Origin of the sequence: Cobetia sp. cqz5-12, from assembly GCF_016495405.1 — a bacterium.
GTDB lineage: Bacteria > Pseudomonadota > Gammaproteobacteria > Pseudomonadales > Halomonadaceae > Cobetia.
In genome coordinates this window covers 1129749-1142448 of the sequence record NZ_CP044522.1, presented here as the reverse complement: position 1 = coordinate 1142448, position 12700 = coordinate 1129749, and the positions used below count along the sequence as shown (strand labels likewise).

Genomic DNA, 12700 nt, shown 5'->3' with positions numbered 1-12700 from the left:
TGTAATAGATAACAGATCAAACACTGACGGCACGTCAATTCAAACTGGTGTTTGATAGCGTGTCACGAGCATGGCAGGGTCGCGGCACCCCTGCCATGCGGCCAATGGCCAGTGCCTGCGTCAGGGCTGGTAGAGGCATGGCATTTCCACGCTGCACGCCTTCACGGGGTCGGAGGGTCGGAGGGATCGGGGATCTCGCCACGCCACAGGCGATAGTCGGCCAGCGCATCATCGAGCTTGCCGAGCAACCAGGTCACGATCACCAGATCATCGAGAATCCCCAGCCCCACCAGCAGATCCGGGATCAGATCCAGCGGCGAGACCAGATAGATGAAGGCGCCGGCCGCCAACCCCAGCGCCTTCCACGGTACCGGGCGATAACGTCCGCTCACCACGTCGCGCAGCAAGGGCCCCATGGTGCGCAAGGCGGCGCCTGCCTTGCCCAGCACATGTCGGCGGCCAAACAATCGCGTCAACCATAATGCCTTGCCCATAGTGGCCTCCTCACGGTTAGCACAAATTTCATTCACTGAGCTTGTCATCTGCGCGGCAGCACATTCGCGATGGTACTCCCGGATAATTCACTATCAGTATCAGATGGTGCTGTTATTCAGCGCCGACCACTGCCACGATAGCCACTATCGTTACTGAATCGGCAACCCCTGATAGCCAATATCGGGGCACTTGTTCAACATCGGGGCACTGAACCGCCACCACAAGGTCGCAGCCAGTCCACGCCCCCTTTACCGACAGTCGCAGGAGTCCCAGGTGACATCAGGCAAGCAAACTCTCCGACCCCGTGGCAGCCGCCGTTTCGCGGCGCTGCGGCACCTCACCGGCCTAGGCCTGTTGTTGGGACTGAGCCTGCCCCTGCAGGCCGCCACTCCCAGTGACCAGAGCTTCCGCGCCGCCTTCGATGATGCACGCGCCAAGCGTTTCGACGAGATTCAGCAGGTCGCCGTCAATGGCCACGTGCTGGAAGGCTATATCGAGTACCACCAGCTCAAGGCCCGCCTGCCGTACGCTACCGCCGCGGAAGTACTGTCCTTCATCGAGCGTCATGCAGACTCGCCGTTGGCCGAGTGGATGCGAGGCCAGGCGATCTCCGCCTACGGGCGTACCGGCCGTCATGATGCCCTGCTGGAAGTCAGCGATGGCGTGCCGGCCGGCGCGCAGCGCCAGTGCTATTACTACACGGCGCAGCTGGACAATGATGTCGCGAGCGCATCGCAAGGCGGCCTGAAGCTCTGGCATGTGTCCGGCTCGCAGGACTCGGCCTGTGACCCGCTGTTCTCGGCGTTGCGCGAGCGTGGCGTGATTGATGATCAAGCCATCTGGGAGCGCGCCATGCTCGCCTGGGCTGCCGGCCAGGGTGGCATGGTCAGCTATCTCGAGCGCCAGCTGCCCAGCAGCTGGCAGCGGGCCATCGCGGCGCGCGAGCAGCTTGAAGGCAACTTTGCCGCCATCACGCGCCTGCCGACCAACCTCGGCCACGGCGGCCATGCCTTCGCCGCCTTGAGCGTCGCCGCCATGCATGGTTTCGTGCGTGCCGACACCGAGGCCGCGCTGGAAGCCTGGCGCAAGGTGAACCCGCACATGCCGATGAGTGATGAGCAGCGCCACACCGTCGAGCGCGACCTGGCCTGGTATTCACTGGTGCGCGACATCCCCAACAACCGCGGCTGGGTCGATCAGCGCCTGACCATCCTCGATGACGAGGAGCTGTTCGATCTGCGCATGCGCAATGCGGTGCGCGATGGCGACTGGCCGCAGGTGCGTGAATGGGTGTTGAAGATGCCGGACCGCTTCCGCAACGACGCCCGCTACCAGTATTGGCTGGGGCGTGCCGATGACAGCCTTGGTCGCCCACAGGAAGCACGCGCCGCCTGGACGCGCGCCGCGACCGAGCGCAACTTCTACGGCTTCCTGGCCGCCGACCGTATCGGCCAGGCCTATTCGCTCAATCGCGATGACCAGGACTTCTCCGACGCGGAACTGGCCGAGGTCGCCGCGACGCCGGCCGTCAAGCGCGTCAGAGCGCTGATGAACATCGACGAGATCGGTCTGGCTCGCTCCGAGTGGTTCAATGCCGTCACCCAGGCGGATGACGCCGGGGCGCGCCGCCTGGCAGCCTACGCGCTTCAGCAGCAGTGGTATGATCTGACCGTCTTCGCCACCATCCGTGGCCAGCTGTGGGATGGCCTTTCCTGGCGCTTCCCGCCGGCCTGGCAGCAGGACTTCCAGCGCTTCGGTGCCGATGCCGGCGTCGACCCGTGGATGCTGATGGCACTTGCGCGTCGCGAGAGCGCCTTCAACCCCACCGCCACCTCGCCGGTGGGCGCACGTGGTTTGATGCAGCTGATGCCGGGCACCGCCGCTCAGGTCAGTCGCGGCCTGGGACTGCCCACGCCCAGCAACGCGGCGCTGGGGGATCCGGTCACCAATATCCGTCTTGGCAGCACCTATATCCGCGAGATGCTCGACCGCTACTCCGGCAACCGCCTGGCTGCCGCCGCGGCCTACAACGCCGGGCCAGGGCGCGTCGATCGATGGCTCGCCGACACCCCGGGCGAATACGACCGCTTCGTCGAGCGCATCCCCTTCAAGGAGACCCGTGAATACGTCAAGGCCGTGCTGGCCTACCGCGTGATCTTCGAAAGCCTGGCCAAGGGCACCAGCGAGGGCGTCAAGGTGGTCAGCGACCGCGAAGTCAGCCAGCGCTATACCACCGCTCTGGTGGATCGCCGCTGAGCCGAGCAGTAGCATCCAGCAACGAAAACGCCAGCCCCATTGGGCTGGCGTTTTCGTTTCCATGGCATCAGGGCCCATGGCGTCAGAACTCATTGCACCTTTCGGCCATTCTTTCAGTCATTCTTTCAGTCATTCTTTCAGTCATTCGTTCAGCCATTCGTTCAGTCAATCATCGCGACGTGGACGGATGGCGGGCGAAGATCCGGACTGGCTCTCGCCCTTGGCTTCTTTCGGTCGCGAGGCAGCCACACCATTGCCGAACGGCGGCTTCTGCTGAGGGGTATACCGTCCCAGCGCCTCGGCATAGCTCAGGGGTCGTCCTTCGTCGCCGCCCTTGCCACGCCAGCCCTGACGCTTGCCGGGCGCGCCCTGGGGCTGCGGTGCGTCGTCATGGGACTGAAATACCCCCTCGCCCACAGCCTCGCTGCCCGGGGTTGCCTGCGTCACCACCGGCTCCGACGCCGCGCGGCCGGCATGGGCCAGAGGCTGGGAGCGCGTGACGCGCGGTGTACGCATCAGTCGCACCATCAACCAGACAGCCAGTGCCCAGCAAAGCGTGCCCAGCACGCCATAGACGATCATCGCCCAGACATTGCCGGGGCGGTGGCCGGCATTGATGATGATCACACGCGACAGATCGATGTCGGGCCAGCGCTCGGCCAAAAGAGAACGCTCATCGCCCGGCAGGTCCGTCTCGGCGTGCAAGACGGTGCCGAACAGGCCATCGGGGAACTCGATCAGCGGCGGCACGTTTTCCAGGCTCTGCACGGAGTCGGTTCGCACCAGCACGCCCATGCGCTCGATGCGCGGCCATTCTTCCGAGGGGATGCCATCGATGCCCCCGAAGGCGCGTGACAGCCCGGCCAATTCCAGCAGATAGGGATTCATGTCAGAGATGACAGGATAGTAAAGCGTCTCGATCCGTCGTCCACCGTCTGCGTTGGCATCGAGGCGGAAGGTCTCGGTGTGCTCGCGATAGACCGCCCAGTGATTGCGCAGCGAGACGAACTGATTGACCGGCAGATTGCCCTGCTCCACCGACTCGAGATTCAGCGTTTCGGGGCGCGTGGTCACGCGGCCGACCCAGCGTCCCTCATCGACGGCGAACAGCCAGGCCGCTATCCCGGCGACCACCAGCACCACGGCACTCAACCCGCCCAGACGGCGACGAAGGGTATGTGAAAGACTCATCCGATTGCGTTCCCTGCCAATGCCAGCCTTGATGGGCCGGTCTTCATGTCATGAATGCAGCACTTTACCGCTGCTGTCGTTGGCCCGGACAGGCGCCAGCACCGGCCCGGGCATCATTGTTGTTCGAGCCGTGCTGCCAATCGATTGCTCTTGTCGCAGTAGCGTTGCCGCAGGCGCAGGATCTCCAGAGAATTCGAGGACAGGGCATCCAGCACGTAGCGGTTGCAGGCCTGCTCGGCTTCTCGATGCGCCGCTTCCAGCGCCTTGCGCGCCTTGCGCTCTGCAGGCGTCATGCCCGCATAGGGGTCGCGCCGGGGCTTGAAGGTCGCTGCGGCCTTGCAATACATGGTGCGGGTGTCGATATGCGCCGCCCGCCCCCGGCGCTGCAAGGCATGGCAGGTCTCGACGAACAGTCGGCTGGCCATGCGCGAGCACTCGCGCTGCTCGACGGCGGTACCGGTCTTTTCCAGATGTGCACAGACCGACTCATCATCGATGCGCCACAGCTGGTGGCGGAAGTCGATGGTGTAACCGTAGTAAAGCACCCGTACCTGCTGCACGCGGGAATCGTAGACATCACTGATATCCCGAGCCTCCAGGTGCGTGACGACCTTGAGAAAGGCCGCCAGAGTCAATGTCACAGGATCCATGTGTCATCAAGGATACGAACCGTCATCCCATGCGCTCCGTTGCAATGTTGGCAGTGGCCGCTCATCCCTAGCGACCTAGCGCCAGCCGTGCCCCCAGCAGCACCATGACGGATCCGGTGATGCCTTCCATCCAGCAGGCGACCCGCGGCCTTGCCAGCCAGCGCCCCGCACCACCGACCATCAGCGCCACGCTGATCTGCCAGAGATTGGCGATCACGAAGTGGACACCCGCCAGCCACAATGACTTGAGCACGGCCGGGTCGGTCGGCGCGATGAACTGCGGTAGAAAGGCCATGTAGAACACCACCGTCTTGGGATTGAGCACATTGGACAGGAAGCCCTCGCGCAGCGGCTGCCAGCACGATACCTGCTGACGTGTCACGGTGACGTCGACATTCAGCCCGCGCGCGCGCCGCGCACTCTTGAGACTCTTGATGCCCAACCAGATCAGATAGCCCGCCCCGACCAGCTTGAGGGCCGAGAATGCCCATGCCGATTGCAACAGGATCAGCGAGATGCCCGCCGACGACACCAGCGCGTGCACGAAGAGACCGGCACAGATCGCAAGACTGGTCAGCACGCCATCACACAGGCCGCCGCGCGAGGTATTGCGAATCACCAGCAGGGTGTCGACCCCGGGCGTGACCGTCAGCAAGGTGATGGCCACCACGAAGGACCAGAAGGCAGCATCGAACTGGATGAAATCAAACATGACGAACGTCCTTGCGACAGACCCGCTTCAGTAGTCGAATTCGTGCCCCCATGGCACTGAACAGGCGACCAGTCTAGGCGAGCACGGCCAGCCTGCAAAGCCATCCACCTCAAGATGACAGCCTGGTTTGCCTCTGAATGGTGCACTTCAGTCTTTTGTCTTACTGCGTTGCTACACGCCAGCGCAGGCGCGCTCATGAAACACGCAACTGATGGCATGCGAGAGCCAACTTGCGTCATCAAGAATACGAGCCTCGCCCCCTAAAATACGCTGCGTCGCTGTTGAGCGACCAACGCAGCCTTCAACCTACCAGCCAGAACCCCGTGGCGATATCCAGCAACAGCACCAGCAAGGCCAGCAGGATGACCAGGCCATCCTCCCCGATCAGCCCCAGCCCCAGCAGCATCAAGGTTGCCGCCGGCAAGGCCGCGGCGAAGGGCACCAGCTCCAGTGGCACCATGGCCGTGGCCAGCAGGATGGTCAGCGCCGCGATACCGCGATAGGCAATGCCGCGGGTCATGAAGCTCAGGCGTGGCTTGAGCAGACGATCGAGGCGTCGCGTCCAGGGCCTTGCCCGCTCGACGCCATGGGTCAGGCGTTGATGCTCGAAACTGAAGCGCGCCAACCGGCGTGGCAACCACGGCATCTTGCGCCCCAGCAACAGTTGACCCGCGATCAGCACGATGAACAGCGCACAGGTCGTCGGTACGCCGGGGATCGCCCCGGTCGGCAGCAGTACCAGCAAGGCAGGCAATACCAGCAAGGGGCCGAAGCCCCGGGAATTGAAATGCTCCAGAATGTCGCCCAGCGAGATATCCCCTTCGATCTCGCGGTCCAGCTCTTCCAGCAACCCCGTGAGGTTGCCTTCATTGGCGTGCTTGCTCATGCGAGCTCCCTATCGGGAAGATGACGGAGGGTGTGTAAGTCTCGAGCCGTGGCGAGTCAGCTGGTGCCGCCCCGTCACGGTGAATCGTCAGCTGATCGTCAGCCGACCAGGCGATCGCCCAGCATGCCGATCATGAACCCCAACGAGGCGCCCAACGGCGGTGACCAGTGATGCGCCACCCGTGACTGGGGCGCGATATCCTGGAAGACGAGATAGAGAATGCCACCGGCGGCGAAGGCCATCAGCCCGCCCAGCACGCTCGGCGCATCCGCAAGCCATAGATGGCCGGCCAATGCCGCCAGCGGGCCCAGCAGCGACAGCATCACGAAGGCCCCCAGCCCCTGACGCGCAGTCAGCCCGGCCCCTTCCAGCTCACGGTAGGCATTGAAGCCTTCCGGCAGGTTCTGGACCGCGATGAACAGTGCCAGCAGCATCGCCGCGGCGGGAGAGGCAGAGGCCAGTGCGCCCAGTGCGATCGCCTCGGGGATGAAGTCCATCAGCATCGCCAGCAACTGGCCCTTGGCACCACCACCGCGCGCCAGCCAGCGGTCCAGTTGCATGAAGATCAGCGCGCCCAGCAGGAACAGCCCCAACAGCGCCGCGATGGACAGCGCCTGCATGGCATGCGGCACCAGCACCAGCGACACGGCGGCCAACAGAATGCCGCCGCCGAGCGCGGTGATCCCCGCCAGCCAACTGCGCTTGACGTGACTCTCGTGGCTGCGCTCCAGCTGGGCGATCACGCCACCCAGCGGCATGCACAGCCCGGCAGCCCAGGCCAGCGCCACCATGGTCCACGGAATCGATGCCATCATGCTGTGGTCGGGGCCGCAGGACTCGGTCGCGCGCCCAGGACACGCATCAACAGGCTGGTGCCGATGCCCCAGGCGCCATTCAGGATCAGGCCACCTACCACCATCAACGGCGCTACCTCGATTCCCTTGAGCGGGAAGACGACCAACATGGCCACGGCCGTCGGGCCGACTGCACCGAAGACAAGGCTGATCAGCCAATGGCTGACGCCCGTTCTGCGGCGCACCAATGCCCACAGCGGCAGTCCCCACAGCCCGCCCCAGAAGGCCAGCGAGAGCACTGACGGGATGCCCAGCGGCCCGGTAGGCGTCATGTTGTAGGGCGCCTTGGGCAGGATATCGGCCAGATAGAAGAGCCCGAAGAGGCCCTGATGGAAGATGAGAGTCGCCAGAAAGGCGGCGATGAAGGCTTTCAACCAGATCATGTTCACTTCCTTGTCGTCATGTTGATGAAAACATCCGAGCTTCAGCACATTAGAACATGCGAAAGATCGACACTGCCTTTCCTGCTACGTCACTTCCGTCCCGCTGGATGCAACGCAGGTGTGATCTCTAGCGCTGGGTGGCCGGCGACTGCTCGGCATGACGCAGCGATATCTGGTCATTGAGTGTCCAGAAGTCATACAGCACACCGATGAAGAACAGCCCACCGGTGCACAGGTAGAGCAAGCCGGTCAGCCACTTGCCCATGTACATGCGGTGAATGCCGAACACGCCCAGGAAGGTGAGCAGAATCCAGCTCAGCGAATAATTGATCGGGCCTTCGCGAAAGCGGAAGTCCGCCTCGCGGTCCATCGCCGGAATCAGAAACAGGTCGATCAACCAGCCGATGCCCAGCAACCCGAAGGTGAACAGCCAGAGGGTGCCGGTGACCGGCTTGCCATAGTAGAAACGGTGCGCGCCGAGGAAACCGAAGATCCACAGCAGGTAGCCCATGGTCTTGGAATGCGTGTCCTGTACAACAGGCGATGTGGTCATCAGTAAAGCCTTAGCCGCGATGCGGCAGATCATGATTGCGAATACAGTCAATGCGGTCTTGGCGCCGATGAATCAAGCCTTCTGCCGCCAGAGGCCACGCCCGTAAACGACAACGCCACCCGCGCACAGGCGCGGATGGCGTCGGATCAGCTGAAGTCTCCTCAGCGGTCCCGAGAGCAAAAGCCAGGCCGGGACCGGCGCTAGATGACACCCAGCTCGCGCAGACGTTCCTTGAGGTAGGAATCTGCCGTGTGCTTGTCAGACAGTACCACTTCGGGACGCGGATGCAGGAACAGCGGCAGCGACAGGCGTGACTGGCTGGAGCCCTCGCCGGTCGGGTTGATCACGCGGTGCGTGGTCGACGGGAAGTAGCCGCCGCTGGTCTCCTGGAGCATGTCGCCGACATTGATGACCAGCTGGCCCGGATCACAGGGCACGTCCATCCATTCGCCATTGACGTCCATCACCTGCAGGCCCGGCTCGTTGGCTGCCGGCAGCACGGTCAACAGATTGATGTCTTCATGCGCCGCGGCACGGACGGCGCCCGGCTCTTCACTGCCGGTCATCGGCGGGTAGTGAAGCACGCGCAGCAGTGTCTGACCGCTGTCCTTGATCATGTTGGAGAGCGGTTCACGGTAGAGCTCAGCCACTTCGGCAGGTGAATGGGTCTCGACCCAACTCAGAAGCTCTGCCGCGAAGGCTTCGGCCTGGCGGTAATACTCCATGGCATTCTCGCGCAGGCTGTCCGGAATCTTGCCCCACGGGTAGATGTGGTAATACTCCTTGAGGTCACGCGCCGTATGACCCTTGGCGGTCTCGGAGACATCTGCCGGGAATAGGCCATCCTGGGTCTTGGGGTCGAAGCGCCAGTCAAGCTTGTCGGCGCTGGAGAAGAATTCGGCCCATTCGGCGTAGATCTTCTCGACCAATTCATGAGAGATCGGATGATTGCGGATGACACCGAAGCCCGTCGTGCGCAGGGATTCGACAAATTTTTCGGCTGCATCGGCCGAGCGGTAATCTACGTTCTGGACCTTCATGGCATTTCCATCTATGTTGGCTCTGTGTGAGCATCCTACTTGAGCCGGAAGGAGTCGCCAATACGACAACTTTCTGTTCGAATGGAAGCGAACACGTGCAGCCCAGGCTGCATGCGTAGGTCAAGCAGGAAAGGATGTCGTCGCTGGACGCAACGCGTCTCTCTGGTGGAATTCCCCCTAGCCGCACCAACGCACTCTGGTCTGATGGGCAGACCACCAACATCATCTCGTAAGCAAGGAAAGAATCATGGCAACTGGCACAGTCAAGTGGTTTAACGACACCAAAGGTTTCGGCTTCATTTCTCCGGACGACGGCGGCGATGACCTGTTCGCGCACTTCTCTGAAATTCAGGCAGAAGGCTTCAAGTCCCTGCAAGACGGTCAGAAGGTTTCCTTCGACGTCACCCAGGGCAAGAAAGGCCTTCAGGCCGCAAACATCAAGCCGGTCTGATCTTCTCGATCAGCCTGGTCAGGCCGCCCTCACCGGCGCCCTGATGATGGCAGCAAGACAGTCATGGAAAAGCCCGCCTTCTGGCGGGCTTTTTTGTGGCCAGGCCTTGGCCTGACTCATGCTTCACGAATCATCGCCGATACAAGAACGCCGCGACCCAGGGGGTCACGGCGTTCTTGTATCGGCGGCCATGTCACTCGCACTCAGCCAGTGACACGGCTTGCGACAGGCATCACGCCAGCATTCGCTGGCCAGTGATTACTGCTGCGCTTCGTCGATGGACTCGTTGGCGTCCTGCTGCGCAGCATTGATCTTCTCGTTCGCTTCGGCAGCAGCGTTGTCGCCAGACTGCTCAGCGGAGTCGGTCAGCTCGGCAGCCTGCTCCTTGGTGGAGTCATAGGCGTTCTTGGCAGCATCGGCAGTGGCGTCAGCGGCGTCGTTGACACCTTCCTTGGCGGACTCATAGGTCTCGGAAGCAGCGTTCTTGGTTGCTTCAAGGGCACTTTCGCTCTCGGCAGCAGCTTCGTCGCCCATGGCATCGGCAGATTCGGCAGCGTCGTCAGCCATGTTGTCGGCCTTGTCAGCAGCGTCATCCATCTCTGCAGCCGCTTCGTCAGCTGCCTGGTCCATCTTCTCGGCAGCGGCGTCAGTCGCTTGATCGGCGCTCTGTTCAGCCTGCTCGGCGCTCTGCTCGGCAGAGGTCTCGGCGTTCTGGGCAGCTTTGTCAGTATCGCCGTTATCGCAACCAGCGATGGCCAGAGACAGGCCAGCGGCCAGTGCGGGAATCATCCATTGCTTGAGTTTCATCGTCTTCTCCATGATAGGTGGGGAGTTGCCAGCCCCTGTTTCCTGCAAGTGGCATTGCAACAAAGGTCGTGTAGTCATGCAAGCGAAAGCGTGGCTTGGCGCCTGATACCCAAGACATGGTGCCAGACCGACAGCTTTTCAAGCATTTTGCCCTTTTCACAGCAGAATAGTGTTAACGAACACCATTTTTCATCAGCTACCACCAACAACCGCACCGCGATCACTCACCGATATCTTCGTTCCAGACGTCCGGCTGCTCGCGAATGAAGGTCGCCATCAGTTCACGGCAGCGCGCGTTGTCGACAACATCGACCTTGACGCCCAGGCCACGCAGGTGGTCTTCCGCGCCCATGAAGGTGTGGTTCTCACCGACCACGACATGCGGGATACCGTAGAGCTGGATGGCACCACTGCACATCGGGCACGGTGACAGCGTGGTATAGAGCACGGATTCACGATAGACGCTGGCCGGCAGGCGACCGGCGTTTTCCAGTGCATCCATTTCACCATGCAACACCGTGCTGCCCTTCTGCTGGCGCTGATTGTGGCCACGACCGATGATCTTGCCATCATGGACGAGTACCGAGCCGATCGGCACGCCGCCAGCCGCGTAGCCCTTTTCCGCCTCTTCAATGGCGGCCTGCAGGAAGCGCTCATGATCGGTAGTAAGTGCTGTCATCGTCTTGCTCCAGATGCGGTGAATATTCAGTGGAGCGGCAGCCTACTGCCACTCACTGCTTGGCACAATACACTCAGCCCAGGCCCGCTTCGCCTGTCATCATCTGACGGGCGCGTCTCAGCCCTTCATTGCTGGCATTGGTGGGCTCGCCGACTTCAGTGGCAAGCTCGCGGAAACTGCCCATGGCACCCAGCAAGGCAGAGGCCTCGTAGGGGATGAAGACACGATCACCCTCACGCGCCATGTCCGGCAGCACCTGCAGATATTTCTGGCCCAGCATGTAGCCGACCACCAGCTGCGGGTCTTCGGCACCGATGGCATCGCGCAGCTGATAGATGGCCTGACGCTCACCTTCGGCGCGCAGAATCGCGGCCTGCTTGTCACCCTCGGCACGCAGCACCGAAGACTGCTTCTCGCCCTCGGCGGTCGCGATGGCGGCTTCGCGCTGGCCATTGGCCTCGGTCACCGTGGCGCGACGCTTGCGCTCGGCCGCCATCTGCAGCCGCATGGCATCCTCGACTTCCTCGGGCATGCTGATGTCCTGGATCTCGACGCGCGTCACCTTGACGCCCCACTTGTCACCGACTTCATCCATGGTGATCTGCAAGGCGTCGTTGACCTCCTTGCGGCTCTCGAAGAGCTTGTCGAGCTCCATGCGACCGATCTCGGAGCGCAGGCTGGTCTTGGCCAGTACCTCGACGGCCTGGGTGAAGTTCTCGACTTCATAGACGGCGCGCTTGGGATCGACGATCTGGAAGTAGAGCGCCCCATTGACGGTCACGGTGACGTTGTCCGTGGTCACCACGCTCTGGCCGGGGAAGTCCATCACCGTCTCGCGGCGATCGATGCGCGTCTCTTCCACCACCAACGGCAGATTGTCACCCTTGACCTCACGATAACGGCGAATGGTGATCGAGCGCGGCTTGTCGATGAAGGGAATCACCAGATTCACGCCGGATTCCAGTGTGCGGCTATAGCTGCCGAGGCGTTCGATGACGACGGCTTCTGACTGCTGGACGATCATCAACCCCTTGGCCAGCAGAATTACCACCAGCGCCAGTATGAAAAGAATGATGATGAGTCCCGGACTGATAATCATATTGCTCAACTCCCTTGAACTGGGCCGTATCCGCAAGCCCTTGTGAGATATCCGATCATGCTTGACCCGCTACTACCACGACCGCGCCATCGAGCCGCGACCTCATGGCGTCCTTGTGCCAGTTTCTTTCGAGACAGGCGCTACTCCACAGACTCCTTCGAGGCAGACTACTTTGAAACAGTCTCCTTCGAGACGGGCTCGACACAGACGGTGATGCCTTCGACGCTGACGATCCTGACCGTGTCCCCCGCTGCCGGCGGCGTCTCCCCCTCCCAGCGTAGCGGATACTCATTGCCTGACACGCGTACGGCAGGTCTGCCGCCGTTGCCGATGATCACCTTGGCCAGCTGCCCGGTCTCCGCGCCACTGCCCAGGGTACCGTAGGGCGTCTTGGGCAACAGATAGGGATGGATCTTGCGCACGAACAGCGGCACCAGCACCAGGGCCGTGATCGCGACGCTGATCAACTGGAGGTTGAGTCCCGCCCCCAACCCTGCCGCCAGAGCACCCCCGAGGGCACTGACACCCAGCGCCAGCAGCACGAACTGCGCGCCCAGCAGCTCAAGCCCCGCCAGAATCAACGCGAGGATGACCCAGATATGCCACGCCGCCAAACCGACCATGCAATCACTCCCTGAAGTCCT

15 protein-coding genes are annotated in these 12700 nt (G+C 62.3%); 2 read left to right on the top strand and 13 right to left on the bottom strand.

The genetic code is table 11. The features are described 5' to 3' along the window. Nucleotides 1-161 precede the first annotated feature (161 nt). On the bottom strand, nt 162-494 hold the full coding sequence (locus F8A90_RS04895; protein WP_166019348.1) for a YkvA family protein: 333 nt from the start codon (nt 492-494) through the stop codon (nt 162-164). 274 nt (nt 495-768) lie between these two features. Here F8A90_RS04895 and F8A90_RS04890 point away from each other — a divergent pair, with 274 nt between their 5' ends. Further along, nucleotides 769-2751 carry a transglycosylase SLT domain-containing protein gene (locus F8A90_RS04890; protein ID WP_233593447.1) on the top strand — a complete coding sequence of 661 codons (1983 nt, stop codon included), beginning with the start codon at nt 769-771 and terminating at the stop codon, nt 2749-2751. 165 nt (nt 2752-2916) lie between these two features. Here the strand turns inward: F8A90_RS04890 and F8A90_RS04885 are convergent, their stop codons facing one another. The 8 genes from F8A90_RS04885 to F8A90_RS04850 all read right to left on the bottom strand — a co-directional run bounded on the left by F8A90_RS04885 (nt 2917) and on the right by F8A90_RS04850 (nt 9020). After that, nucleotides 2917-3942 (bottom strand): hypothetical protein, encoded by a 1026-nt coding sequence (locus F8A90_RS04885; protein WP_200019236.1) that lies wholly within the window; start codon nt 3940-3942, stop codon nt 2917-2919. Between the two features lie 113 nt (nt 3943-4055). Beyond that, nucleotides 4056-4592, bottom strand: coding sequence for a hypothetical protein (locus F8A90_RS04880; RefSeq protein WP_043335517.1), 537 nt, complete (start codon nt 4590-4592; stop codon nt 4056-4058). A gap of 67 nt (nt 4593-4659) precedes the next feature. Continuing rightward, entirely contained in the window at nt 4660-5304 is a 645-nt protein-coding gene (locus F8A90_RS04875; RefSeq protein ID WP_200019235.1) for a LysE family translocator, read from the bottom strand. Between the two features lie 301 nt (nt 5305-5605). Beyond that, nucleotides 5606-6190, bottom strand: a complete 585-nt coding sequence (locus tag F8A90_RS04870) for an exopolysaccharide biosynthesis protein (protein ID WP_166019344.1) — start codon at nt 6188-6190, stop codon at nt 5606-5608. Between the two features lie 98 nt (nt 6191-6288). Further along, on the bottom strand, nt 6289-7005 hold the full coding sequence (locus F8A90_RS04865; protein WP_166019343.1) for a ZIP family metal transporter: 717 nt from the start codon (nt 7003-7005) through the stop codon (nt 6289-6291). Further along, nucleotides 7002-7427 carry a hypothetical protein gene (locus tag F8A90_RS04860; RefSeq protein WP_200019234.1) on the bottom strand — a complete coding sequence of 142 codons (426 nt, stop codon included), beginning with the start codon at nt 7425-7427 and terminating at the stop codon, nt 7002-7004. Before F8A90_RS04860 ends, F8A90_RS04865 begins: the two co-directional genes overlap by 4 nt. A 127-nt stretch (nt 7428-7554) precedes the next feature. After that, nucleotides 7555-7980, bottom strand: a complete 426-nt coding sequence (locus F8A90_RS04855) for an NINE protein (RefSeq protein WP_200019233.1) — start codon at nt 7978-7980, stop codon at nt 7555-7557. Nucleotides 7981-8180: 200 nt separating this feature from the next. Next, a complete protein-coding gene (locus tag F8A90_RS04850; RefSeq protein WP_200019232.1) occupies nt 8181-9020 on the bottom strand; it encodes an isopenicillin N synthase family dioxygenase in 840 nt (279 codons plus the stop codon). A 247-nt stretch (nt 9021-9267) separates the two neighbouring features. Between F8A90_RS04850 and F8A90_RS04845 the strand changes: the two genes are divergently transcribed. Next, nucleotides 9268-9471 carry a cold-shock protein gene (locus F8A90_RS04845; RefSeq protein WP_043335501.1) on the top strand — a complete coding sequence of 68 codons (204 nt, stop codon included), beginning with the start codon at nt 9268-9270 and terminating at the stop codon, nt 9469-9471. 258 nt (nt 9472-9729) lie between these two features. Here the strand turns inward: F8A90_RS04845 and F8A90_RS04840 are convergent, their stop codons facing one another. From F8A90_RS04840 to F8A90_RS04825, 4 genes are all read right to left on the bottom strand, one after another. Continuing rightward, nucleotides 9730-10278, bottom strand: coding sequence for a hypothetical protein (locus F8A90_RS04840; RefSeq protein WP_166019340.1), 549 nt, complete (start codon nt 10276-10278; stop codon nt 9730-9732). A 220-nt stretch (nt 10279-10498) separates the two neighbouring features. Further along, nucleotides 10499-10957 (bottom strand): nucleoside deaminase, encoded by a 459-nt coding sequence (locus F8A90_RS04835; RefSeq protein WP_166019339.1) that lies wholly within the window; start codon nt 10955-10957, stop codon nt 10499-10501. A 73-nt stretch (nt 10958-11030) separates the two neighbouring features. Next, nucleotides 11031-12056 carry an SPFH domain-containing protein gene (locus F8A90_RS04830; RefSeq protein ID WP_043337056.1) on the bottom strand — a complete coding sequence of 342 codons (1026 nt, stop codon included), beginning with the start codon at nt 12054-12056 and terminating at the stop codon, nt 11031-11033. 167 nt (nt 12057-12223) lie between these two features. Continuing rightward, on the bottom strand, nt 12224-12679 hold the full coding sequence (locus F8A90_RS04825) for an NfeD family protein (RefSeq protein WP_200019231.1): 456 nt from the start codon (nt 12677-12679) through the stop codon (nt 12224-12226). Nucleotides 12680-12700 lie beyond the last annotated feature (21 nt).